The 24,434-nt window shown below is 75.4% G+C and carries 21 protein-coding genes; 15 read left to right on the forward strand and 6 right to left on the reverse strand.

What is annotated here, in order from left to right; translation table 11 throughout:
• From C892_RS28960 to C892_RS0114640, 3 genes are all read right to left on the reverse strand, one after another.
• Nucleotides 1-935, reverse strand: a 935-nt coding sequence (locus C892_RS28960; RefSeq protein WP_017557824.1) for a protein kinase domain-containing protein, incomplete at its 3' end; no start/stop codon positions are given.
• A gap of 550 nt (nt 936-1,485) precedes the next feature.
• Nucleotides 1,486-1,800, reverse strand: a complete 315-nt coding sequence (locus tag C892_RS0114635) for a DUF2470 domain-containing protein (RefSeq protein WP_017557825.1) — start codon at nt 1,798-1,800, stop codon at nt 1,486-1,488.
• 146 nt (nt 1,801-1,946) lie between these two features.
• The gene (locus tag C892_RS0114640; RefSeq protein ID WP_017557826.1) at nt 1,947-2,501 is read right to left on the reverse strand and encodes a YceI family protein; all 555 of its coding nucleotides are present in this window, start codon (nt 2,499-2,501) and stop codon (nt 1,947-1,949) included.
• 196 nt (nt 2,502-2,697) lie between these two features.
• Between C892_RS0114640 and C892_RS0114645 the strand changes: the two genes are divergently transcribed.
• From C892_RS0114645 to C892_RS0114690, 10 genes are all read left to right on the forward strand, one after another.
• Nucleotides 2,698-3,402 carry an SseB family protein gene (locus C892_RS0114645; RefSeq protein WP_017540416.1) on the forward strand — a complete coding sequence of 235 codons (705 nt, stop codon included), beginning with the start codon at nt 2,698-2,700 and terminating at the stop codon, nt 3,400-3,402.
• 59 nt (nt 3,403-3,461) lie between these two features.
• Complete coding sequence (locus tag C892_RS0114650) at nt 3,462-4,283, forward strand: prepilin peptidase (protein ID WP_017557827.1); 822 nt, start codon at nt 3,462-3,464, stop codon at nt 4,281-4,283.
• Between the two features lie 112 nt (nt 4,284-4,395).
• Nucleotides 4,396-5,574 carry a chorismate synthase gene (gene aroC / locus C892_RS0114655; RefSeq protein ID WP_017540418.1) on the forward strand — a complete coding sequence of 393 codons (1,179 nt, stop codon included), beginning with the start codon at nt 4,396-4,398 and terminating at the stop codon, nt 5,572-5,574.
• 5 nt (nt 5,575-5,579) lie between these two features.
• Nucleotides 5,580-6,110 carry a shikimate kinase gene (locus C892_RS0114660; RefSeq protein WP_017557828.1) on the forward strand — a complete coding sequence of 177 codons (531 nt, stop codon included), beginning with the start codon at nt 5,580-5,582 and terminating at the stop codon, nt 6,108-6,110.
• Nucleotides 6,107-7,189, forward strand: coding sequence for a 3-dehydroquinate synthase (aroB, locus tag C892_RS0114665; protein WP_017557829.1), 1,083 nt, complete (start codon nt 6,107-6,109; stop codon nt 7,187-7,189). The genes C892_RS0114660 and aroB overlap by 4 nt, the downstream gene beginning before the upstream one ends.
• Nucleotides 7,190-7,400: 211 nt before the next feature.
• On the forward strand, nt 7,401-7,964 hold the full coding sequence (gene efp / locus C892_RS0114670) for an elongation factor P (protein ID WP_017540421.1): 564 nt from the start codon (nt 7,401-7,403) through the stop codon (nt 7,962-7,964).
• A 34-nt stretch (nt 7,965-7,998) separates the two neighbouring features.
• Entirely contained in the window at nt 7,999-8,412 is a 414-nt protein-coding gene (nusB, locus tag C892_RS0114675; protein ID WP_017540422.1) for a transcription antitermination factor NusB, read from the forward strand.
• A gap of 146 nt (nt 8,413-8,558) precedes the next feature.
• Nucleotides 8,559-9,362 (forward strand): methyltransferase, encoded by an 804-nt coding sequence (locus C892_RS0114680; protein ID WP_017557830.1) that lies wholly within the window; start codon nt 8,559-8,561, stop codon nt 9,360-9,362.
• Nucleotides 9,363-9,701: 339 nt separating this feature from the next.
• Nucleotides 9,702-10,976, forward strand: coding sequence for a DNA polymerase IV (locus C892_RS0114685; protein ID WP_239647401.1), 1,275 nt, complete (start codon nt 9,702-9,704; stop codon nt 10,974-10,976).
• A gap of 369 nt (nt 10,977-11,345) precedes the next feature.
• Nucleotides 11,346-11,735 carry an SCO2097 family morphological protein gene (locus tag C892_RS0114690; protein ID WP_039820710.1) on the forward strand — a complete coding sequence of 130 codons (390 nt, stop codon included), beginning with the start codon at nt 11,346-11,348 and terminating at the stop codon, nt 11,733-11,735.
• 316 nt (nt 11,736-12,051) lie between these two features.
• Here the strand turns inward: C892_RS0114690 and C892_RS0114695 are convergent, their stop codons facing one another.
• Genes C892_RS0114695 through C892_RS0114705 form a run of 3 tightly spaced genes read right to left on the reverse strand, consistent with a single transcriptional unit; the run spans nt 12,052 to nt 16,640 of the window.
• Nucleotides 12,052-14,448 carry a transglutaminase TgpA family protein gene (locus C892_RS0114695; protein ID WP_275041827.1) on the reverse strand — a complete coding sequence of 799 codons (2,397 nt, stop codon included), beginning with the start codon at nt 14,446-14,448 and terminating at the stop codon, nt 12,052-12,054.
• A complete protein-coding gene (locus C892_RS0114700) occupies nt 14,445-15,644 on the reverse strand; it encodes a DUF58 domain-containing protein (RefSeq protein ID WP_017557833.1) in 1,200 nt (399 codons plus the stop codon). The genes C892_RS0114695 and C892_RS0114700 overlap by 4 nt, the downstream gene beginning before the upstream one ends.
• A 3-nt stretch (nt 15,645-15,647) precedes the next feature.
• Nucleotides 15,648-16,640: an AAA family ATPase gene (locus C892_RS0114705; protein WP_017557834.1), complete on the reverse strand. Its 993-nt coding sequence runs from the start codon at nt 16,638-16,640 to the stop codon at nt 15,648-15,650.
• A 456-nt stretch (nt 16,641-17,096) separates the two neighbouring features.
• On the opposite strand from C892_RS0114705, the gene mraZ reads away from it, so the two are divergent.
• From mraZ to C892_RS0114730, 5 genes are all read left to right on the forward strand, one after another.
• Nucleotides 17,097-17,528: a division/cell wall cluster transcriptional repressor MraZ gene (mraZ, locus tag C892_RS0114710; protein ID WP_017540430.1), complete on the forward strand. Its 432-nt coding sequence runs from the start codon at nt 17,097-17,099 to the stop codon at nt 17,526-17,528.
• 190 nt (nt 17,529-17,718) lie between these two features.
• On the forward strand, nt 17,719-18,693 hold the full coding sequence (gene rsmH / locus C892_RS0114715) for a 16S rRNA (cytosine(1402)-N(4))-methyltransferase RsmH (RefSeq protein ID WP_193374782.1): 975 nt from the start codon (nt 17,719-17,721) through the stop codon (nt 18,691-18,693).
• A gap of 37 nt (nt 18,694-18,730) precedes the next feature.
• On the forward strand, nt 18,731-19,228 hold the full coding sequence (locus C892_RS0114720) for a cell division protein FtsL (protein ID WP_017557836.1): 498 nt from the start codon (nt 18,731-18,733) through the stop codon (nt 19,226-19,228).
• A gap of 203 nt (nt 19,229-19,431) precedes the next feature.
• On the forward strand, nt 19,432-21,372 hold the full coding sequence (locus C892_RS0114725; RefSeq protein WP_017557837.1) for a peptidoglycan D,D-transpeptidase FtsI family protein: 1,941 nt from the start codon (nt 19,432-19,434) through the stop codon (nt 21,370-21,372).
• 246 nt (nt 21,373-21,618) lie between these two features.
• Nucleotides 21,619-23,193 carry a UDP-N-acetylmuramoyl-L-alanyl-D-glutamate--2,6-diaminopimelate ligase gene (locus C892_RS0114730; RefSeq protein ID WP_017557838.1) on the forward strand — a complete coding sequence of 525 codons (1,575 nt, stop codon included), beginning with the start codon at nt 21,619-21,621 and terminating at the stop codon, nt 23,191-23,193.
• Nucleotides 23,194-24,434 lie beyond the last annotated feature (1,241 nt).

Below are 24,434 nucleotides of genomic sequence, written 5' to 3' on the forward strand. Positions count from 1 at the left end.
GCGGCGGGCGCCTCCCGGCGCCCCTCCACCACCTCCGGGGCGGCGTACTCCTCGGTGACGGCCAGGGTGCCGTAGACGCGGCTCATGGTGGCGCGCACCGCGCCGCCGAAGTCGGTCAGCGCGAACACCGGCGGGTCGGCCGACCGGATCAGCAGGTTCTCCGGCTTGACGTCGGTGTGGTTGTGCTGCAGCTCCTCCTGCCAGTGCCGCAGGCACTCGGCGACCGCCCCGACCAGCTCCTTTGCCCGGTCGTCGTCCAGCGGCGCCTGCTCCAGCAGGGTGCGCAGCGAACCGTCGGGGAAGTACTCCTGGGCCTCCCAGGCGACCTGGTCGCCCCAGGCGCTGCCGGCGTGGCCGTAGCCGTGGATGGAGGGCGTGTGCGGGTCGGCCGAGCCCCGCGCCTGCAGCCGCTCCAGCAGCTCGCGGTTGATGTCGTGGCCCGGCCGGTACACCTTCAGCGCCAGCCGGGTGCCGGTGCCCTCCCCGGCGGGGGCGGCGGGCTCGGCCAGGTAGACGACGGCCTCGCCGCCGGCGCCGATCCGGCCCAGCACGGTGTAGCGGCGCCGCAGCTCGGCGGGGACCGCGTAGTCGAGCTCGCCGGCCGGGCCGACCACGACCCGCGCCATGATCCGGGCGAACCAGGAGGCGACGGCGGCCGCGGCCCTGCGCCACCAGGACGGCCGGCCGGAGGTGTGCACGGCGGTGGCCCCGGCCGAGGGGCCGCCGCGCGGGGCCGCGGTGGTGCGCGCGGTGGGCCGCGGGCGGGGCGTCGTGGTCCCCGCGCGGTCGACGCGGACGGTGGGCCCGTCGTCACCGCCGGGGCGCAGCACACGGGTGACCCACCGCGTCTTGCCGTCCGCGGCCGGGTCGAGCCGGGTGGTCGGCGCGGCCGGGTCGGAGGGGGTGTCGGGTTCGCTGTGCTGCGGATCGGCCATCGTGCGCGCGGCGTCCTTCGTCTGCGGTCGGGACCCGGGCCGGACGACCCGGGGAGGGGGCGGTCGGGGCGCTTCCCAGACTAGGCGAGCCGAAGCGGCGGGACGGGGGCCGAATACCCCATTCTTCCCCTACTGGGGTGCTCGGACCTGTGAGCGGGCCGAGTACACGGAGGCGGGCACCAGGAACGGTCGGAAGGGCCGGTGGGTCCAGAGGGCCGGAGGGGAGGCGAGCGTCGAGCGGGTCGCGCCCGTCCCCTCCACCCCCTCCACGCACAGGCGCCGGATGCGCGCGGCTCCAGCGGGCGGACGGCGGTCGGCCGGTCTCACCGCTCGAACCCGGCGGAGGCCGTGAGGGGCCGCTCTGGAGGGCGGTCGGCGTCCCTGCGTGCATCGAGGGTGGTGAATCCACCGCCCTCGGTCGCCGGTCCCTGCCATGGGGACAGCGGGGCGGTGGCCGTCCCACGGAACCGGCGGAACCGAAGGAGGTGTCACCTAGGGGGCGCAGGGGGTCGGGGGAGGGGCCTGGGGCAGGGGAGGGGAGCCGCTGCCCTCAGTGCTCCGCCCGGGGCCGCACGCCCAGCTTCTCGCAGGCCTCCCCGTACATGCGCACGACCTCGCGGCGGATCTCGCCGCGTCCGGTGAGGCGGTGCGCCCAGGGGATGCGCACCCGGACCTCCTCGCCGTCCACGGTGGCGGCGTACTCTCCCGCGACGTCGTCCAGCCCGGTCATGCGGGCCGCCGACGCCTCGGGGACGCCGCCCAGAGCCCGGCAGATCAGCAGGGTGTCCTCGGCGTGGTCATCGTTCATGTGCGCGGTCACGGCCCGGACCACCTCGGGCGCGAACGGAGAGCCTTCGGACGGCACGGCTGTCCTCCCAGGGCGTCGGCGGGTACGGGCAGGGCCGCCGCATCGGCGGCGGCCCTCCGAGACTATCGGGCCCGCCCGCACGGCCCCGCCCGCGCAGGCCCGCTCGGCCGGGTGACCGGGCCGGTCCTCCTCCGGCCCCCGGCTCAGCCCTCGTCCAGGGTGAACTCGGCGTCGATCTCGATGCCGATGCGGTCGCCCACCACGACGCCGCCGCCCTCCATCGGCATCTCGATGTCCACACCGAACTGCTTTCGGCTGATCTGCGCCTCGGCGTGGAACCCCGCGCGCTGCATCCCGAAGGCGTCCTTGAGCGCCCCGTTGAACTCCAGCGACAGCTCCACCGGCTGCGTCGTTCCCTTGATCGTCAGCTCGCCCCCGAGCAGGAACTCCTCGCCCGAGGGCCGCACCCCCGTGGACACGAACGTCCACTCCGGATAGGCCTCGACCTCGAAGAAGTCCGCCGAGCGCATGTGGTTGTCGCGCTGCTCGTTGTCGGTGTCGATGGAGGCCGGGTCGATGGTCGCCCGCACGCTGGAGGCCAGCGGGTCCTCCGGCACCGTCAGGACCGCGTCGAACCGCTCGAAGCGCCCCCGCACCTTGCTCACCATCATGTGCCGCACGGTGAACCCGACCACCGAGTGCGCCGGGTCGATGCGCCACGTGCCCGGGTACAGCCCGTGCTCCGCCGTCTGCGTCATGGATCCCCCCGTCTGTCCGTGCCGGCGGCCGTCACCGGCACCGGAATTCCGATTGTGCAGGAGCGACCTCCAACGGCGAGTAATCCGAACGGCAACGGTCCCCCGACCGGCGCGGAGGTGACATCCGACTCGCCTGTGCACCGGAACCGCCGTTCCCCCTCCTCTGACCGCGCCCGGGTGGGTAGAGTCGCGAGTCGTGACAAGACCGACCATCATCGGCGCCGAGCGCTACCGAGACGACGACGGCTCCCCCGACCCTCAGGTGGCCGCCCGCCTGGAGGCCCATTCCCGCGGGGAGGTCGGCGACCGCCAGGTGCTGGCCGTGCTCGCCCCCTCCCGCCTGCTGGTCCCCGTGGTCGCCGTGGCCACCGACGTCGGCGAGGGCGCCGGCGGCCTCGCGGTGGACAAGGAGAGCGAGGTCGCCATGCCGGTGATGGTCGGCAAGGACGGCCGCCGCGGCGTGCTCGCCTTCACCGGCGTCGACGCGGTCAAGCAGTGGCGCGAGGACGCCCGGCCGGTGCCGGTGCCCGCGGCCGAGGCCTGCCGCGCCGCCGTCGACGAGGGCGCCGACGCCCTGGTCGTGGACGTGGCCGGCCCCTACCCCTACACCGTGCAGGGCCGCTTCCTGAGCGTGCTCGCCGAGCGCGGCGAGGTGCCCGCCCCCAAGGACGACCCGCAGGTGCTGGCGGTCATCTACCGCATCACCCACACCGAGTTCGGCATCGAGCGGGTGCGGGTGCACGCCTCCGAGCGCGCCGACATCGGGGTGCGCCTGGAGCTGGACCGCCGCGACGACGCCCAGCTGCGCCGCGTCGCCGAGCGGCTGGCCGACGACCTGGCCCCGATGCTTCCCGGGGGCGTGGAGCTGAGCGCGGTGGTGCGCGCCCGCAAGGAGCGCTGAGGCGCCTGCCGGCCGGGCGCGGCGGCGCGCCGGGCCCCCGGTTCCGGTAGGTTTCCGGCATGCCCACCCCCCTCGACCTCGTCCTGGCCGCGGTGCTCGCGCTGGTCGGCGCCGCCGTCGGTGCGGCGTCCGGGCGGCTGGTCCGGCTGTTCACCCCGCACGAGCCCGAACCCGGCGACGAGTCGGGCCCGCCGCCTCCCGCCTGCCCGCACTGCGCCGCCCCGGTGCCCTTCCTGCGCGCCCTTCCCGCCCCCGCGGTGCGCGGCTTCGCGCTGCGCGGGGCCTGCCCGGTGTGCGGCCGCGCCCTGCCCACCTCGGCCGCGGTGGCCGCGGCCACGGGCGTGCTGTTCGGGCTCGTCGGCCTGACCGCCGGGGCCTGGGAGGGGAACACCGCCCCGGTGGGCATCGCGGCCCTGCTGTTCCTGGCCGCCGTGGGCACGGTGCTGGCGGCCGTGGACGCCCGCGTCAAGCGCCTGCCCGACGTGCTGGTGCTGCGCTCCTACCCGCTCGCGGCCGCCCTGGTCGCCGCCGCCGCGCTGAGCTCCGGCCCCGACTGGCGCGCCCTGGCCGGCGCGCTGGGCGGCGGGGCCGGGCTGTTCGCCTTCTACTTCGTGCTCTGGTTCATCCACCCCGCCGGGATGGGGTGGGGCGACGTGAAGCTGTCCGGGCTCCTGGGCCTCTACCTGGGCTGGCAGGCCGGGGCGGGCGGGGTGGTCTCGGGCACCCTGCTGGCCTTCGTCGGCTCGGCCGCCGTGGGGCTGTTCCTCATCCTGCTGGGCAAGGCCACCCGCAAGACCGAGATCCCGCTGGGGCCCTTCATGATCGGCGGCGCCCTGGCGGTCCTGGTCTTCGGCGACCCGCTGGCCGCCCTGACCGCCTGAGAGGCGCCGGTCGCGGCGCCGCGCGGCGCCGCCCCGCCCGAGGGCCGGCCCCGACCTGACGCAGGGGCCCCTCCGATGTGTGCCCCGCCCCGCGCCGTGGGAAGATCGTGCCATGTTGCGCTGGCTGACCGCGGGTGAGTCCCACGGGCCGGCCCTGGTCGCGATCCTGGAGGGCCTCCCGGCCGGCGTGTCCGTCTCCTCGGACGACATCGCCGCCGCGCTGCGCCGCCGACGCGCCGGGTACGGCCGGGGAGCCCGGATGAAGTTCGAGCAGGACCAGGTACGCCTCATCGGGGGCGTCCGGCACGGCCTGACCCAGGGCGGGCCCATCGCCGTCGAGGTGGGCAACTCCGAGTGGCCCAAATGGGAGAAGGTGATGTCGCCGGATCCGGTGCCGCCCGAGGAGCTGGAGGGCGCGGCGCGCAATGCACCGCTCACCCGGCCCCGCCCCGGCCACGCCGACCTGGTCGGCATGCAGAAGTACGGGCACACCGAGTCGCGCCCGGTGCTGGAGCGCGCGAGCGCGCGGGAGACCGCCGCCCGGGTCGCCGTGGGCGAGGTCGCCCGCCGCTTCCTGGAACAGGTCCTGGGCGTGCGCGTGCTCAGCCACGTCGTCGCCATGGGGCCGGTCGAGGTGCCCGAGGGGACGCTGCCCGGGCCCGACGACCTGGAGCGCGTCGACGCCGATCCGCTGCGCGTGTTCGACCCCGAGACGAGCGCGCGCATGGTCGAGGAGGTCGACGACACCAAGAAGTCGGGCGACACCCTCGGCGGGGTCGTAGAGGTCCTGGCCTACGGCCTGCCGCCCGGCCTGGGCAGCCACGTGCACTGGGACCGCCGCCTCGACGCCCGCCTGGCCGGCGCCCTCATGGGCGTCCAGGCCATCAAGGGCGTGGAGGTGGGCGACGGGTTCCGCACCGCGGCGCGGCGCGGGTCGGCCGCCCACGACGAGATCGAGCCCGGCCCCGACGGGGTGCGGCGGCGCACCAACCGCGCCGGCGGCGTCGAGGGCGGCATGACCACCGGGGAACCGCTCCGGGTGCGCGCCGCCATGAAGCCCATCGCCACCGTCCCGCGCGCGCTCGACACCGTCGACGTGGTCACCGGCGAGCCCGCCCAGGCCCACCACCAGCGCAGCGACGTCACCGCGGTGCCCGCCGCCGGCGTCGTTGCCGAGGCGATGTGCGCCCTGGTCCTCGCCGAGGCCGCGCTGGAGAAGTTCGGCGGCGACTCCGCGGACGAGACCGCGCGCAACCTCAAGGCCTACACGGACGCGCTGGAGATCACCTGAGAGCCATGAGCACACCCATCACGGTCCTCATCGGATCGCCGGGGGCGGGCAAGACCACCGTCGGCGAGGCCCTGGCCCGGCGCCTGGGCGCCGAGCTGCGCGACACCGACGCCGAGATCGAGGCGCGCGCCGGCAAAGCGGTCGCCGACATCTTCGTCGAGGACGGCGAGGAGGCCTTCCGCGAGCTGGAGCGCCGCGTCGTCGCCGAGACCCTGGCCGGGTGGGACGGGGTCGTGGCCGTGGGCGGCGGAGCCGTCCTGGACGCCGACACCCGCCGCGACCTGGCCGACCACCACGTCGTCTACCTCCAGGTGGGGTTCGAGGACGCCGCCAAGCGGGTCGGGCTGAACCAGGCCCGCCCGCTGCTGGCGGTCAACCCCCGCGCCCGGCTCAAGAAGCTGCTGGAGGAGCGGCTGCCGGTCTACGAGAGCCTGGCCACCGCCACCGTCCCCACCGGCGGCCGCCACCCCGAGGAGGTCGTCGACGCCATCGTGGAGCTGCTGCCCGAGAGCGACGGGGACGGGGGCGGGCGGTGAGCGCCACCCGCATCCCCGTCAGGGACTCCTCGGCCCCCTACGACGTCGTCATCGGCAGCGGCGTGTTCGGCGAGCTGCCCGGCCTGGTCGGCGAGCGGGCCGAGCAGGTCGCCGTGGTCCACCCCCGAGGCCTGGGCGAGCTGGCCCGGCCCGCGGTCGGCGCCCTGGAGGCCGCCGGGTACCGCGCCCACCCCGTGCCCGTGCCCGACGGCGAGGCCGCCAAGGACGCCGCGGTCGCCGCCGACCTGTGGTCGCGCATGGGGCGGCTGGGCTTCACCCGCACCGACGCCGTGGTCGGCGTGGGCGGCGGCGCCACCACCGACCTGGCCGGCTTCGCCGCCGCCACCTGGCTGCGCGGGGTGCGCGCGGTGCTGGTGCCCACCACCCTGCTGGGCATGGTGGACGCGGCGGTCGGCGGCAAGACCGGCATCAACACCGCCGAGGGCAAGAACCTCGTCGGCGCCTTCCACCCGCCGGCCGGGGTGCTGTGCGACCTGGCCACCCTGCCCGGGGTGCCGCGGGCCGACTACATCGGCGGACTGGCCGAGGTGGTCAAGGCCGGGTTCATCGCCGACCCGGCCATCCTCGACCTGGTCGAGAACGACCCGGAGGGCGCCGGGCGCCCCGACGGCCGGCACACCCGCGAGCTCATCGAGCGGGCCGTGGCGGTCAAGGCCGACGTGGTCTCCTCGGACCTGAAGGAGAGCGGGCGCCGGGAGATCCTCAACTACGGGCACACCCTGGGGCACGCCATCGAGCGCGCCGAGAACTACACCTTCCGGCACGGCTACGCGGTGGCGATCGGCATGGTCTTCGCCGCCGAGCTGGCCCGCCTGCACGGGCGCATCGGGTCCGACCTGGTGGACCGCCACCGCTCCATCCTGACCTCGGTCGGCCTGCCGACCGGCTACGCCTCCGAGGCCTGGCCGGAGCTGCGGGAGGCCATGCGGGTGGACAAGAAGACCCGCGGCGCGGTGCTGCGCTTCGTCGTGCTCGACGGCCTGGCCGCCCCCGGGACGCTCGAAGGCCCCTCCGAGGAGCTGCTCGACACCGCCTACGAGGCGGTCGCTGCCTCCTGAGGAGGGGCCCGACCGGGCCGGACTGCGCATCCGCACCCGGTGAAGCCACTAGACTGCCATGTACGAACCGGCGCACGGCGCCGCCTGAGCGCGCACCTCCCGCCTCCCGCGGGCGGCACGCCGTGCCGGAGCGGCCGGGCCGCGACCCGCGGCCAACGGAGGCCGGCGCCGGAGGACCGGGCCCCACCGACCCCTTGGAGAGACGACCGAAGTGGCCACGACGAACGACCTGAAGAACGGCATGACCCTGAAGCTCGACGGCGGCGAGCTCTGGAGCGTCCTGGAGTTCCAGCACGTCAAGCCCGGCAAGGGGGGTGCGTTCGTCCGCACCAAGCTCAAGAACGTCAACTCGGGCAAGGTCGTCGACAAGACGTTCAACGCCGGGATCAAGGTCGAGACCGCAAACGTCGACCGCCGTGACATGCAGTACCTGTACCACGACGGCGATTCCTTCGTCTTCATGGACAACCAGACCTACGACCAGCTCAACGTCCCGCAGGAGGTCGTCGGCGGCGCCGCCGACTACCTGCTGGAGAGCGCGGTCGTCACGGTCGCGACCCACGAGGGCAACCCGCTCTACGTCGAGCTGCCCGCCGCCGTCGAGCTGGTGATCTCCCAGACCGACCCGGGCGTGCAGGGCGACCGCTCCACCGGCGGCACCAAGCCCGCCACCCTGGAGACCGGCGCCGTCGTCCAGGTGCCCCTGTTCATCACCACCGGCGAGCGGATCAAGGTCGACACCCGCAGCGGCGACTACCTGGGCCGCGTCAACTGATGCGGAACTTCCACGGCGAACGGGGGGAACGGCAGTGAGCGGGGCGCGGCGCAAGGCCCGCAGACGCGCGATCGAGGTGCTCTACGAGGCCGAGCTGCGCGGCGCGACGGTGCCGGAGGTGATCGAGCGGCGCCGGGCCCAGCCCGAGCCGCCGATCAACGAGTTCACCGAGCAGTTGGCCGCCGCGGTCGACGAGCACCGCGGGCGGATCGACGCGCTGCTGGACGAGTACGCGATCGGCTGGACGCTGGAGCGCATGCCGGTCGTGGACCGCAACATCCTCAGGATGGGCGCCTACGAGCTGCTGTGGGCCGGCGACATCCCGGACGGAGTGGCGATCGCCGAGGCGGTGGCCGTGGCCAAGGAGCTCTCCACCGAGGAGTCGCCGACCTTCATCAACGGGCTGCTCTCGCGGCTGATGGAGAACAAGGCCGGGCTGGCCCTGTAGGGCGCGGCGTCCGCGGGCGCCGCGCCGGCCGAGTACGAACCGAGGACCGCCTCCGAGGGGCCCGGGACCGGCCCCGGCGCCCGGCACGCCGGTGCGGCGGCGCCGGGAGGGACCGCGGGGACGCGGTCGGCAGGGAAGGGGACTGCGTGAGCGAGAAGGCGGTCGGCACCGCGGAGGGCGAGGCGGCGCGGGCCGCCGCCCGGTCGGCGCCGTGGACGGCGCGCAGCGCCGTGGTGTGGGAGGCCCTGCGGGAGCTGCTGGCCGAACTGGCCGAGCGGGGGAGCCGCGGGGGAGGCCCCCTGCGCATCGTGGACGCGGGCGGCGGGACCGGGGGAGCCGCGGTTCCGCTGGCCGCCCTGGGGCACGAGGTGACCGTGGTCGAGCCCAGCCCCGACTCCCTGGCGGCGCTGGAGCGCCGCGCCGCCGACGGCGGTGTGCGGGTGCGCGGCCTGCAGGGCGACACCCGCGACCTGGCCTCCCTGCTGCCCGCCGGGGACGCGGACCTGGTGGTGGTGCACAACGTGCTGGAGTACGTCGAGGACCCGCAGGCGGCGCTGGCCGACGTGGCGGCCGCGGTGGCGCCCGGGGGCGCGGTGAGCGTGCTGGCGGCCAACGCCTCGGCCGCGGCGCTGCACCGGGTGCTGCAGGGCGGGGTCGCCGAGGCCCACCGGATGCTCCGCGACCCGCAGGGCCGCTGGGGCGAGGCCGACCCGATGCCCCGCCGGTTCACCGCCGAGGGGCTGGCCGCCCTGGCCGCCGCCGTCGGCCTGGAGAGCCCGCGGGTGCGGGGGGTCGGGGTCTTCTCCGACCTGCTGCCCGGGCGGGCCTACGACGCGGGCACCGTCCAGGAGGAGGAGTTGACCGACCTGGAGCGCGAGGCGTCGTCCCGCCCGGAACTGGCCGGGATCGCCACCCAGCTCCACGTGGTCGCCCACCGCCCGGAGGCCTGAGCCGGAGCTCTCGGGAAGGACCCGGACCGAAACGGCCGACGGCCGCCCCCCGCGTGTGCGAGGGCGGCCGTTCGGCGTTCGAGGACCGACCACGGGGGCGAACACCGGGGGCACGGCGTGCACCTGCCGAAGCGTTCGGCCGGCGGTGTGTGCCGCCCGCACCGGTGGCGCCCCGACGGATCCGCGCGGCACGGGCACGAGGAATCCACTGCTCGGCGGAGGGGGCGGCCTCCTCCGCGCCGATGGGGAGGCCGAGCGCGTGGCCCGGGGCCGCCGACCGCCTCTCCGTCCGCTCTGAGCCCGTCCGCGGCCGTGCCCACCAGGGGGCACACTGGACGCATGAGCCGACGGCAGCTGGAGCGGGGCGAACCCGTGCGGGGGATGGTCGGCGCCGGGGGCATCGAGCCGCTGAGCGCCGCCCGGCCCGAGGACGAGGCCGACTGCGGCATCCTCCACATCGACATGGACGCCTTCTTCGCCAGCGTCGAGGAGCTCGAGCACCCCGAGGCGCGCGGCAGGCCGGTGATCGTCGGCGGCACCGGCCCGCGCGGCGTCGTCTCCTCCGCCAACTACCTCGCCCGCACCTTCGGCGTGCACTCGGCGATGCCGATGGTGCGGGCCCTGCGCCTGTGCCCGGACGCGGTGGTCTTCCCGCCCGACGGCGCCGCCTACCGCACGGTCTCCGAGGCCGTCATGGACGTCTTCCGCTCGGTCACGCCCGAGGTGGAGCCGCTCTCCATGGACGAGGCCTTCCTGGACGTCTCCGGGGCGCGCAGGCGCCTGGGCGGCGCGGTGCGCATCGCCGAGCTGATCCGCGAGCGCGTCCGCGCCGAGCAGCGGCTCACCTGCTCGGTCGGGATCGCCTCCACCAAGTTCACCGCCAAGCTCGCCTCCACCCGCTGCAAGCCCGACGGGCTGCTGCTGGTGCCCACCCGCAACGTCACCGCCTTCCTCGAACCGATGCCGGTGGGGGCGCTGCCCGGGGTCGGGGAGAAGACCGAGCGCGCCCTGACCCGGCTGGGGCTGCGCACCGTGGGCGACGTGGCCCGGGTGCCGCGCGAGACGCTGCGCTCCGAACTGGGCCAGGCGCTGGGGGAGCAGCTGGCCGACCTGTCCCGGGGCCGCGACCCGCGCCGGGTGGTGCCCACCTCGCCGGACAAGAGCATCGGCGCCGAGGAGACCTTCCCGACCGACGTGGACGATCCGGCGGCGATCCGCCGCGAGCTGCTGCGGCTGTCCGAGAAGACCGCGCGCCGGCTGCGCGCCTCCGGCCAGGTCGGCCGGACCGTGGTGGTCAAGCTGCGCCGGGCCGACTTCACCACGGTGACGCGCTCGCGGACCCTGTCCGACCCCACGGACGTGGCCCGGGACATCAGCGCCGTGGCCCGGGACCTGTACGCCTCGGCGGGGATGGAGCGGGTGCGGCTGCGCCTGGTCGGGGTGCGGGTGGAGGGGATCATGGCCGCCTCCGAGGCGCACCACCAGCCCACCCTGGACGAGCCCGAGCGGGGGTGGCGCGAGGCCGAGCGGGTGATGGACGCGGTGGCGCGGCGCTTCGGCAGCGCGGCCCTGCGCCCGGCCAGCCTGGCCGAGCGCGAGGGGGACGACGAATGACCCGGGAAAGGGAACGGAACACGGCACTTTCGCGTCGGACCGTACGTTCAGCCGACACCGGGCGTTCGTCCGTGCGACGACGTCCGATCGGCCCCGGGTTGCCGGACGGTGCCTCGGGAACAATGGAGGGACACCCGGCGGTCGGTCCGGGACCGGATCGCCCGCAGGGCGGGAGGAACAGCGGAAGCGGGGTGGCCGTACCGGTGTGGAGTTCTAACGGTGAGGGTAATGTGACCGATGTGGGACGGCTACAGGCTCGGCGCTTCTTTCCAGTAGGCGCTAGGGCACCGTATTCTGGGCATATCACTGACCAACAGACCGTCGTTCAGTACCCGTCGCCCCAACCGGGGACTGTCTTTGGGAGGCGCCGTGCCGCTCTCTGAACACGAGCAGCGAATGCTCGACCAGATCGAGCAGGCGCTGTATGCCGAGGACCCGAAGTTCGCGAACACCGTTCGGCACACGAACCCCGCGGTCCACTACAAGCGCTGGATCATCAAGGCCTCCATCGGCTTCGTCCTGGGGATCGCCGTCCTGATGGGCGGTATGGTCCTCCAGCAGCCGGTGGTCGGCGCCCTGGGGTTCCTCATCATGCTCGCCTGCGCCCTGTGGGGGCTCTCGGGCTGGCGCAAGGGCTCCGGGGGAAGCGAAGGCGGGGCCGCGAGCGCCCCTAAGGCCAAGCAGCCCCGGCAGCAGAAGCCGGGGATGATGCACCGCTTCGAGGAGCGCTGGCGCCGCCGCCAGGAGGGCGACGGCTGACCGCGCCCGCCGGCGCCACCGCCCGGCTCTAGCCGGACCCACCACGACGGGCCAGCCTGCGCCGCCGCAGGCGGGGACGACGACGAGGTGAAGGCGCGCCCGACCGTGCGATCGGTCGGGCGCGTTTTCGTGCTTCCCCGGTGAGGTCCGCGCAGCGGAGAGGGGCCCCTGGCGCCCTTGTCGGCGGCCGCCACGACGGAGGCCGCCCGAATGCCGTGCGTTCGGCGGCGCTACCGCTGGAGCGGTGTCACCCCCCCCGTCCCCGGCACCCCCCGTGTCGTCGATCTCGGGGAGGCCGGCCTTAAGAGGTCCTCTGTCAGGTCGATCTCCCCGAGATCATCGCGGGTCCGGCCCGGTGGGCCGCCTCCTGCCGGCGGCGCGGCCGCAGCCCCATGGTGACGAGCGAACGGGGCAGCAGGGCGGCACGGACCCGGGCGCCCCGGGAGGCCGATGCCCGCAGCGCCGTCCTGGTCCTCCTCATGTCGGCGACGAGGGCCCCCGGGGTGGTCGCCGCCGGCTCCGGGGCGTAGCGCGCGGCCTCCTCGGCGAGGGCCAGCCGCCACAGCGCCTCGGTGCCCTCCCGCGCCGGCCCGCAGGCGCCGGTGAGCCTGCGCGCCGCTGCGCGCGGGGACTCCGCCGGGGTCCAGCCCAGCCCCAGGTCCTCGGCCTGGGCCCGGACCTCGCGCCAGGCGGCCGACGCCGCCTGTGCGGGCGCGCCCCCGCGGCCCGCGCGGGCCACCCGGGAGCGGCGCGCCACCGTACGGGCCGCCGCCGGGAGCAGCAGGAGCACCAGCACCCCGACCGCGGCCGCGGCGGCCGACGCCGCGGAACCGGCCCACTCCGGCCACGCGAGGCCCCCGTCGGACCGCGGCCCGTCCGGGGCGTCGGCGCCGCCGGCGGCCTGCTCCTCCTCCGGCTCGGGCTCCTCCTCGTCCTCCTGCGGCCGGTCGGGCCCGGAGGTCTCCTCCGGCCGGTCCGGGGAGGCGGTGGCCTCGGGCTCCTCCGCCTCCTCCAGCGCCCCGGGCGCGGCGTACTCCGGCACCGTCGCCGACCCCTGGCCGTCCGACGAGGACGGCGTGGGCTCGAAGCGCAGCCACCCCGCCCCCTCGACGTACAGCTCCGGCCAGGCGTGGGCGTCGGACTCGCGCACCTGCCACGCGTCCCCGCCCGCCGGGGAGCCGGAGGTGTAGCCCACCGCCACCCGCGCGGGGATGTCCAGGGAGCGCGCCATCACCGCCATCGCGGCGGCGAACTGCTCGCAGTAGCCCACCCGGTCCTCGAACAGGAACCGGGCCAGCGGGTCCTCGCCCTCGGGCACGGCCGGGGGGTCGAGGTCGTAGGTGAAGGCGCCGGCGGTGAACCACTCCTGCAGGGCCACGGCCTGCTCCAGCGGGCCGCCCTCCTCCCCGGCCACCGATCGCGCCAGCTCCCCGACCCGGGGGTCCATCCCTCCGGGCAGGTCCGTGTAGCGGCCGGAGACCCCCGGGGACGAGGAGCGGTCGGCCAGGTCGGCGGGGTCGGGTGCGGCCAGGCTGGTCACCGTGTAGCGGGGCTCCACGTCCTGGTCCTCGACGCTGAACACCATCAGCGAGTCCGGGTCGGCGTACCAGCTGCCGTCGACGTCGACCCGCCGCGCCGGGTAGGGCAGCGGGAGGAAGTCGACCTCGCCGGGGTCGCGCCGGAGCCGCACCTGGGTGGTGACCTCCCGGGCGGGCGCCGCCGGGCCCAGCCCCGGCGGCGGGGGGAGATCCCCGCCGACCCGGGTGCCGTCCTCGGCGCGGACGGACGACATGGTCCAGTCGGTGCCGTCGAAGGAGTCCAGGGTGAAGGTGCGCAGGTAGCCCGGGGCGTCGGTGTCGGTGGTGTAGTCCAGCACCACCGTGTCCGAGCGCGAGCCCAGGTCCCGCCGGAGGGACACCAGGGGGTGCTGGGTGGTGACCGTCTCCTCGCCGAACCGGGTGGGGTCGGCGATCCGGTGCACCTGCCCGTCGCTCAGCCCCGGCACCGCCGACGGCACCACGAGCGCGAGCACGAGCGCCCCCGCGGCGGCTCCGGCGCCCGCCGTCCCGTGCCACAGCGCCCCCAGGGCGCGGGCCTGTCCGGAGGAGGCCATGGGGGACCCCGCCGCGCCCTCGGTGCCGCGCAGCAGACCGTCGACGGCCAGCAGCGCGACGAAGCCGCCGGCGGCCAGGGCGAAGGGGCCCGGGCCCAGGCCGGCGTCGTCGACGGCCAGCGGCACCGCGGCGAAGGCCGCCACCGGAAGGCCGACCAGCGCGGGCGTGCGCGCCACCGCCGTGAACAGGTCGGCGACCAGGGCGACCAGCACCGCGGCGGCGGCCACGATGAGGGAGAGCGCCGGGGTGCCGTCGATCGGCGGGGGGCTGGCGTCGATCTCGGCGCGCCCCTGCGCGAACAGCTCGGCGGCGTGCTCGAAGGACGCCCCCGTGGGCACCACGCCCAGCACCGCCTGCCCGGGGGCGGCCAGCGCGGTGACGACCGCGACGCCCACCAGGACCTGGACCGGTGTGGCGGCGGGGGCGGCGCGCGGCACGGCCCGCAGGGCCGCCCCGGACAGCGCCATCGCGATCACGGCCGCCACCGCGGGGTGGGCCCACTCCGGCCCGGTGAACAGGGGCGCCAGCAGCGGGAGCGAGCACAGCACCGCGCCCCCCGCGGCGAGCGTCAGGGCGGCCGAGCGCATTCCGGCCCTCATCGCGGGCCTCCCACCGCGGCCGGCAGCGCCGCCCATGCCCGGGGCAGGTCGTCGATCCCGCGGATGCGCAGGGTCCTCCAGCCCGACCGGGCCAGGGCGGCCTCGGCCTCGGCGATGCCCGGGGCGTCCGGGGAGCACAGGAGGGCCACGCGGTCCCGGTCGGCCCCGATCGCCGAGAGCGCCTCGGCGTCGGCCGTGCCGAGCGCGCCGGCCACCGCGACCAGGGGGCCGCCCGAGGAGTCGGCCTCGGCCAGGGCCCACGGCCCGGGGGCGTCCGGGCGGTCGGCCGGGGCGAGCGCCAGCGCCTCGGCGATGCGCGCGCCGCCGCCCTGCACCGCGTCGGCCTCGGCGATCCGGCCGGAACCGGTCACCACCCGCACCCGGCGCCCCCGCGCCTGCAGGTGCACCGCCACCGACGCGGCCGCGCTCACCGCCGTCTCCAGGACCGGGCGGGACGCCCCGCCGCGCATGTCCACCAGCACGTCGGCGTCCTCGGCGTGGTGGGCCTCCTCGCGCCGCACCATCAGCGCCCCGTGCCGGGCCGTGCTGCGCCAGTGCACCCGGCGCAGGTCGTCGCCGCGCTGGTAGGGGCGGGGCACCGGGTCGTCCTCGCCGCCCGCGGCCATCGACCGGGTCGGGCTCTCGCCCAGCTCGGCCGCGCCGCCCTGCGGTCCGTCCGGGCCCAGCGGGACGAGCCGGGGCGTCACCAGGAGCGAGGCCGCGTCCCCCAGGCGCCGGCGCAGGCGGGCGCACCCCAGGGCGTCGGTCAGCACCACGTCCAGCGGACCGACGGGGTGCAGGCCGCGCTCGGCCGCGGCGACCCGGTAGGCCATGTCGTGCGCGCCGCGCGGCGGCAGCAGGCCGATCCGGAACCGCGGCCGCTCGCCCAGGGCGGGCGGCAGGGCGTCCTCCGCCTGCACGCCGCCGATCGAGCGGACGGGGCCCGCGTTGGCGACCCGCACCATCACCAGCGCCTGCGCGCCGACGGGCACGCGGGCCGGGCGCAGCGTCCGGCTGTGCACCAGCGACCGCCGGGCCCCGGCGAGGGAGAGCAGCGACAGCAGGGGGAGCGCCAGCAGGAGCACCGCCACCGCCGCGAGCGCGCGCTCGCCGATGAACAGTCCGGCGCCCAGGAACACCGCGCCGGCGACCAGTAGTCCCGTACCTCGGGCGGTGAAGGGGGGCAGGGTGCTCACCTCTCAGCGGGGGCTGGGAATGGGCAGGCGCGCCACGAGTTCGGCGACGACCTGCTCGGAGGTGCGGCGCTCCACCCGGGCCTCGGGGGCCAGCAGGAGGCGGTGGGCCAGCACCGGGACCGCCAGCGCCTGCACGTCGTCGGGCACCACGTAGCCGCGCCCCTCCAGGGCCGCGTACGCGCGCGCCGCCCGCACCAGGTGCAGGGTGGCGCGCGGGGAGGCGCCCAGCCGCAGGGCGGGGGAGGTGCGGGTGGCGGCCACCAGGTCCACCACGTAGCGCCGCACGCCCGGGGCGACGTGCACGGTGTGCACCTGCTGCACCATGGACCGCACGTCGGCCACGGAGGCGGCCGGGGCGATGCGGTCCAGGGGCGTGTCGGCCCCGTGCATGTCGATCATGTCCAGTTCGGCCTGGGGCGTGGGATAGCCGACCGCGATGCGCGCCATGAACCGGTCGCGCTGGGCCTCGGGCAGGGGGTAGGTGCCCTCCATGTCCCCGGGGTTCTGGGTGGCCACCACCATGAAGGGCCGCTCCAGCGGGCGCGGGGTGCCGTCGACGCTGACCTGCATCTCCTCCATGCACTCCAGCAGCGCGGACTGGGTCTTGGGGGAGGCGCGGTTGATCTCGTCGCCCAGCACGATGTTGGCGAAGACCGGGCCGGGGTTGAACTCGAACTCGCCCGTCTCCTGGTGGTAGACGCTCACCCCGGTGATGTCGCCGGGAAGCAGGTCCGGGGTGAACTGGACGCGCTGGACCGAGCAGTCCACCGCCTTGCCCAGCGCCTTGGCGAGCATCGTCTTGCCCACCCCCGGGACGTCCTCGATGAGCAGGTGCCCCTCGGCCAGCAGGACGGTCAGCGCCATGCGCACGACCTCGGGCTTGCCTTCGATCACCGACTCGACCGCCTGGCGGATGCGGGCGGCGGCCGCCGGAAGCGGTTCGGCCGCCCCCGGGCCCGGGTGGCCCTGGCCGTTGTGGTGGGTGCCGAGTGACACGTGTCCCCTTCCCGGTGGAACGGCCGACGGTTGCACCGGCGCCCGGAGAGGAGGGCGCCGCGGAATTGAGGCTAGAAGGAAAAGGGAGGAAAGCAAACCTAAACGGAACAACCCGTAGCGGCCGGTCCGCGGCGGGGGAGCGCGCGCGGCTCCGGTGGGAATCGGGTGCCGGACGCCGGCGCGACGGTCGGCCCGGCTGTCGGCCCGGCTGTCGGCCCGGATGGCGGAGCGGCCGGCGGAGCGGCCGGCGGGGTGGGGCGACAGGGGGTGATCCGCGCCGCCCCCGGTGCCCCTCCCCGCGCCCCCCACTCCGCCCCACCTGTTCTGACCTGCGCGTTTGTGGCCCGAAATGCCGCGGAAGCGCGATTGGAACTGTTGACGGTGGGGAAGAGTGGAGTACAGTGGGGCAACGTGGAGGAGGAGACTGCTCCACCGGGGCTTGGGAGGTGGGGCCGGATGTTCCTCGGCACGCACTCCCTGCGCCTCGATGAGAAGGGGCGGCTGTTCCTTCCGGCGAAGTACCGCGACGAACTGTCGGGGGGACTGGTGATCACGAAGGGCCAGGAGCGCTGCCTCTACGCCTTTCCCGTGGACGAGTTCCAGCGGATCACCGAGAACCTCCGGACGGCGCCCGTCACCGCCAAGGCGGTGCGCGACTACAGCCGCGTCCTGTTCGCCAGCGCGTCCGACGAGGTCCCCGACAAGCAAGGGCGGATCACCGTGCCGCCCGCCCTGCGCGGCTACGCGGGGCTGGAGCGGGAGTGCGTCGTCATCGGGGCCAACACGCGCCTGGAGATCTGGGACGCCGGCGCCTGGGCCGACTACGAGGCCGAGCAGGAGCAGGCGTTCGCGGAACTCTCCGAGGAGGTGTTGCCGGGGGTGCTGTGAGCGCGGCGCCCGATCCCGATCTCATCACCGCCCCGCCTGGACCCCCGGCCTTCAGACGCGGCCCGGTGCCAGCTGACGTGACTTCCCCGGCGCCAGGTGGCCCCCGCGTCTGAAGGCCCGTCCGGGCGGGGGCGGAGCGGGGGACGGCCGCCGAGGGCGGCAACGAGCAGGACCAGGGGGAGCTGTGCTGATGGGGGAGACCGACGCCGGAGAGGGCGAGCGCGCCGCGCACGTTCCGGTGATGCTGGAACGGATCGCGGAGGTGCTGCGCCCGGCGCTGGAGGCGCCCGGCGCGGTCGTCGTCGACGGGACACTGGGCCTGGGCGGGCACGCCGAGGCCCTGCTGCGCGCGCACCCGGCGCTGCGCCTGGTCGGCATCGACCGGGACACCACCGCCCTGGACCGCAGCCGCGCCCGCCTGGCCCCCTACGCCGACCGGGTGCACTTCGCCCACGCCGAGTACGACGCCGTCCCCGGCGTCCTCGACGGGCTGGACATCCCCGAGGTCCAGGGCGTCCTGCTCGACCTGGGCGTGTCCTCGCCCCAGCTGGACGAGGCCGGCCGCGGCTTCGCCTACTCCTACGACGCCCCCCTCGACATGCGGATGGACCGCACCCAGGCGCTCACCGCCGCGGAGGTCGTCAACGCCTACCCCGCCGCGGACCTGGCCCGCATCCTGCGCGACTACGGCGAGGAGCGCTTCGCCGGGCGGATCGCCCAGGCCATCGTCCGCGAGCGCGCCCGCACCGCCATCGACTCCACCCGGCGCCTGGCCGAGCTGGTGCGCGAGGCGATCCCGGCGGCCACCCGCCGCACCGGAGGCAACCCCGCCAAGCGCACCTTCCAGGCGCTGCGCATCGAGGTCAACGGCGAGCTGTCGATCCTCGAGCGCGCCCTGCCCGCCGCGATCGACCGCCTGGCCGTGGGCGGGCGCATCGCGGTGCTGTCCTACCACTCCCTCGAAGACCGCATGACCAAGCGGGCGCTGACGGCGCTGGCCACCGACACCACGCCGCCCGACCTGCCGGTCCCCCTTCCCGACCGGCAGCCCGAGCTGCGCCTGCTGACCCGGGGCGGAGAGGTCCCCGGCGACCAGGAGAGCGAGCGCAACCCCCGGGCCGCCTCGGCGCGTCTGAGGGCCGCGGAGCGGACGCGACGGCGCTGAGCGGCCGCCGCGAGGACCGGTAGAGGGAGGGCAGGAGATGACCACGACCACCCGAGGCGCCCCCCGCGGTACGCGTGCCCCCGCCGGCGGCCCGCGCACGGGCGCCGCCGCCCCGGCGCGCACCCGTCCGTCGGAGAAGGGGAAGGGGGCGGCCCCGCGCACCCGCACGGCCGGCGCGCCCCGCCGCACGGCGGCGCAGGCGCGCGCCCCGCGCATGCCGTTCGTGCTGCTGGTGCTGGGGCTGCTGGCCGGAGCGCTGATCAGCCTGCTGGCGCTGCGCACCGTGCTGGTGGAGGACTCCTTCACCATCTCGCGCCTGCAGGCCGAGAACAGCGAGCTCACCCACCGGCAGGAGGGCTTGGCCGAGGAGGTCACGCACGGGGAGTCCACCGAGCGGATCGCCCGCGAGGCCGAGGAGCTGGGCATGGAGCAGGGCGATGCGCCCGTGTTCCTCTACACCGAAGAGGGCCGGATCAGCGGCGAGGGCGCCGAGGAGGGCGCGGACGCCGGAGCGGCCTCCGGAAACGGCCGATGAGGCCCCTCGGGGCGACCGACGGACGGCAGGGCGCGGGGACGGCGGGCAGGGCCCGCCGGCCCCGTCCCGGGCGCGGCGCGCCGGAGGCGGCGGCGCGCGGGGCGCGAGCGCAGGGGGGCCGTGGGCGCACGAGGTGCACGGAAACGGAGAGGACGGCAGGTGAGCGCGAGACCAGTCCGCAGAGGTAGAGCGGAGGGCCGCCGTTGAGCTCGTCCCGAGACGGGCGCCCCCGCGACCCGCGGCGGCCCGCCCGCGGCCCGGCGCCGCGCGGCGCGCGCCCGGACCGCCCCCGCGGCCAGAGCGCCCGCCCCCGTCGGCCCGCGGGGCAGGAGCCGCCGCGCCGCCGCCCCGCCTCCCGGCCCCGGTCGGGCGGAGGGGCACCGCCCTCCCCGCCGCCGCTGCTGCGGCGCCGCTTCCGCCGGGGCGACTCGCAGCGGCGGCTGCGCATGGCGGTGCTGATGATGGCGGCGGTGATGCTGGTCTTCTCCGGCCGCCTGGTCTACGTCCAGGGCATCAACGCCGCCACCTACGCCGAGAAGGCGGCGGGGTCGCGCATGGCCACCATCGACATCCCCACCACCCGCGGGTCCATCACCGACGTCGACGGCAACCCTTTCGCCCTGTCGGTGGAGGTGCGCACGGTCTTCGTCGACCCCGAGGAGATCCGCGACGACGAACGCGACCGGGTCGTCTCCGAGCTGTCCTCCCGGTTCGACCTGGACCCCGACGCGGTCGCCGAGAAGGTCGACGCGGCGCCCGACCGCTACAAGGTGGTCGAGCACGACGTCTCGCCCGAGGACTGGAAGGACCTGTCCGACCTGGGACTGCAGGGGGTCGGTGCCCAGAAGGACTACAAGCGCGTCTACCCGGAGGAGTCCGGAGCCGCCGACCTGGTCGGGTTCGTCGGCGACGACGGCTCCGGCCTGGAGGGTCTGGAGGCGGTGCTGGACTCCACCCTGGCGGGGCGGCCCGGCAAGCAGCAGGTGGAGATGGGGGCCACGGGCACCCAGATCCCCATGGCCGGCGGGTACGCCGAGGAGCCGGTGCCCGGCAAGGACGTGCGCCTCACCCTCGACCAGGACGTGCAGTGGTACGCCCAGCAGGCCCTGGCCGAGACCGCCGAGGAACTGGGGGCCCTGGGCGGCAGCGTCATCGCCATGCGCCCCACCGGGGAGGTGGTGGCGATGGCCGACTACCCCACCTACGACCCCACCGACATCGCGGACACCGATGCCGAGGACCGTAAGAACGGCGCGGTCGCCGACGTGTTCGAGCCGGGCAGCACCAACAAGGTGATCACCGCGGCCGGGGCGCTGGAGGAGGGGGTGACCACGCCGGAGACGGTCTACACGGTGCCGTTCGACATGCAGGTGTTGGACCGCACCTTCAAGGACTCCTCGTTCCACGACACCGAGCGGATGACGCTCAACGGGATCATGGCCCAGTCCTCGAACGTCGGCACCATCAAGGTCGGCCAGCAGCTGGGTGCCCAGGGGCTCTACGACTACCTGACCAAGTTCGGCTTCGGCCGCCCCACCGGCCTGGACCTTCCGGGGGAGGAGGCCGGCGTGCTCAAGCACCCCGACGACTGGTGGGGCACGCAGCTGGCGTCGGTCTCCTTCGGGCAGAGCCTGTCGGTGACCGCGATGCAGATGGCCAGCGTGTACGCCACCGTCGCCAACGGGGGCGTGCGGGTGGAGCCCACCGTCGTCGCGGGCACCGAGGACGAGGCGGGGGAGTTTCACCCCTCGGAGGAGCCCGCCAAGGAGCGTGTGATCAGCGAGAAGACCGCCGAAGAGGTGTCGCTGATGCTGGAGGCGGTCACCGGGGAGCACGGCACCGCCCAGCAGGCGCGGATCGACGGCTACCGGGTGGCGGGCAAGACCGGCACGGCCAACAGGGTCGACCCGGAGACCGGGCAGTACGAGAAGCGCAGCTACACGGCGATGTTCGTGGGCTTCGCCCCGGCGGACGACCCGGAGCTGATCGTGCAGGCGGTCCTGCACAACCCGCAGGAGAAGTACTACGGGGGCGAGGCCGCGGGGCCGTTGTTCAAGGACGTGATGTCGTTCGGGCTCAAGACGTTGAAGATCCCGCCGACAGAGACCGAGCCGCCCAACATCAAGCTCTTCGAGGACGAGTAGTCCGAGTGGCCCGAGTGGCCCGAGTGGCCCGAGTGGCCCGAGTGGCCCGAGTGGCCCGAGGGATCCGAGTGGTGTGCGCGGGCCTTTCCGCGCGCCTGCCGGGCCCCGCCTCAGAGGCGGGGCCCGGCAGGCGCCCGGGGGAGCGGGCCACCGGAGGAGCGGCCGCGGCCGCGTGCCGAGGAGCACGGCGCGGTGGATTATCCGTGGGCCCCGAACAGCCGATAACCTCTCGGCGTGCCACCCCTTATGCGACCTGACCACAAGCAGCTCCGCCCGCTCTCCGAGCTGGCCCGCCTCCTGGGCCCCGACGCCTTCGTCACCTGCGTCGACCAGGGCCTGGACGAGGAGGCCGCCGACCCCGGTGCGACGGTGATCACCGGGATCACCCACGACTCGCGCGCCGTGCGGCCCGGCGACCTCTATGCGGCCCTGCCGGGGACACAGGTGCACGGCGCCGACTTCGCCGACCAGGCGGCCCGCGCCGGCGCGGCGGCGATCCTCACCGACCCGGCCGGTTACGACCGGGCGGCCGCCACCCGGCTGCCCGTGGTGACCGTGGGCGACCCGCGGTCGGTGCTGGGCGAGGTGGCGGCGTGGGTGTACGGCCACCCGGCCGACCGGATGATGCTCATCGGCACCACCGGCACCAGCGGCAAGACCACGGTCAGCTACCTGGTGGAGTCGGGGCTGCGCGCCGCCGGGGAGAGGACCGGACTGATCGGCACCGTGGAGATGCGGGTGGGCGGCGAGCGCGTCGACTCCTCGCTCACCACCCCGGAGGCCACCGACCTGCACGGGCTGTTCGCCGCCATGCTGGAGCAGGACGTGGCCGCGACCGCCATGGAGGTCTCCAGCCACGCCCTGGCGCTGGGGCGGGTCGACGGCACCACCTACGACGTGGCGATCTTCACCAACCTGTCCCAGGACCACCTGGACTTCCACTCCGACCTGCGCGAGTACTTCGAGGCCAAGGCGCGGCTGTTCACGCCGGGCTTCACCAAGGTCGCCGTGGTCAACCGCGACGACCGGTTCGGGCGGGCGCTGGTGGACATGGTCGCCGCCGACGGCGAGGTTCCGGTCACCACCTTCTCCTCGGAGGGCGACACGGAGGCCGACTGGCGGGCCGAGGGCGTGCGCCTGGGCGCGCAGGGCAGCACCTTCCGCGTGGTCGGCCCCGGCGGGGTGGAGCTGGAGGCGTCGGTCGGCCTGCCCGGGCCGTTCAACGTCTCCAACGCGATGGCCGCCATCGTCGGCCTGGTGGAGGCGGGCGTGCCGGTGCACACCGCCATCGACGGTGTCGCGGCCGCGCCGGGGGTGCCGGGCCGGATGCAGCGGGTCGATGCGGGCCAGGACTTCACCGCGGTGGTGGACTACTCGCACAAGCCGGGCGCGATCGAGGCGGTCCTGACCTCCCTGCGGGAGGTCACCGAGGGGCGGCTGACGATCGTGGTGGGCTGCGGCGGCGACCGCGACCGGTCCAAACGCCCCCTCATGGGGGAGGCGGCGGCGCGGTTGGCCGACGCGGTGGTGCTGACCGACGACAACCCGCGCAGCGAGGACCCGGTGGCGATCCTCGGGTCGATGCTGGAGGGCGTGGCCAGGGCGCCGCGCGAGGAGCGGGCGCGGATCACGGTGGAGCCGGACCGGGCGGAGGCGATCGCCCTGGCGGTCGACCGGGCCGGGGCCGGGGACGTGGTGGTCGTGGCCGGGAAGGGCCACGAGCGGGGGCAGAAGATCGGCGGCGAGGTTCTCCCGTTCGACGACTGCGAGGTCCTGGAGGAGGCTCTCCGCCGCCGCGTGGCCCGCGAAAAGGAGCGCTGACGAGCCGCAGGCACTGACGAGCCCCCGGGGAGCGCTCGCGGTCGGCCGCGGCGCGGTGGGGGCGAGTGGTCGCTGGAGTCCGCGGAGGCCGTCAGGCCTGCGTCCTTCGGGCGGGGCTTCGGTCCCGCAAGTCCTGCGGTGCGGGGCGGGAGGTGCGGTCGGTGCATCCAGCCCAGGGTGGTGGATTCACCACGCTCGACGGACCCGAGACCTCTGCGGCGCCCGGGTAGTGCGTTTGTGAAGGTGCGCCGCTCGAATGGCCGCCATCCGCGGTCGCGCACTTCTTCCACCACTCCAGCGGACCCCGCCTGAGTCGAGGTCGATGGGTGACACCGGTGCACGGGTGGTCGTCGTCCGGGCCGATCGAGGGGGCGGTGCTCCGTCTGCTCATAGGTGGGGCCGAACGGGGCCAGGCGGGTCTGAGAACGCTCCTTGGAGCTCCCCGGGCCCTTCGGGCCGCCCCCGCATCGTTCTTGCCCTCCTCGTCGGCCTGAGGCGTCCGAAACGCGGGCTCCGGCCGACTGAAAACCCGTATCGCGCCCGGAATGTTCGGTTTGGGCGGAGTTCTGTCCCTCTTGGATCCCCCTCCGGCAGCCTGATCGTCCGCGAGGGAGGCGGCGGTGTGCGAAGTCGGCGACACCAGAACCGGATTCGGTGCCGAATCGCCCGCTTGTGGCACGCCAATGCCGTTTGTGGTGGCGGATATCACTCCCGGTAGTCGGATTCGGGTCGGCTGAGCGGGCGAGGGACGGGGAGGGGAGGAATCGGGGTGCGGTCGACCCGAACCGCGTTCTGGTCGCGCCGTCTCCGTATCCGCAGGTCGTGTCCGCTGGCGTGGTGGAGCTCTCCGGGCCCCGGCCGCCCCGGGGGGCACTGCCTGCCGCCCGCATCGATACCCCCGTTGATCTCGGGAGAGTCGGGGTAATACCGGCGAGTATTACCCCGACTCTCCCGAGATCAACGGCGAGGAGGGGGCGCGCTCGCGGGGCGGGGAACGGTGCTCGTCGTTGCTGCTCGTCACCCGGAGTTCCGGTGGGCCGGTGGTCGGATCAGGCCCCGTTGGTGCTCCGGTCGTCGCTGCCGCTGTCCTGAGCCGGGGGAAGCAGGGTAGGGGGGAGAGGACCGTGCGGCGGCGTTCGCCGGACGGTCGGCCGGGTGTGCGGCGGGATGGCGCATCCGCGTGGAACTCCATGCGAATTCTCCTGTTTCTTCCCTCCCCGACTCTTCGGCTCTCCTCGGCA

Origin of the sequence: Nocardiopsis baichengensis YIM 90130, from assembly GCF_000341205.1 — a bacterium.
GTDB lineage: Bacteria > Actinomycetota > Actinomycetes > Streptosporangiales > Streptosporangiaceae > Nocardiopsis_A > Nocardiopsis_A halophila.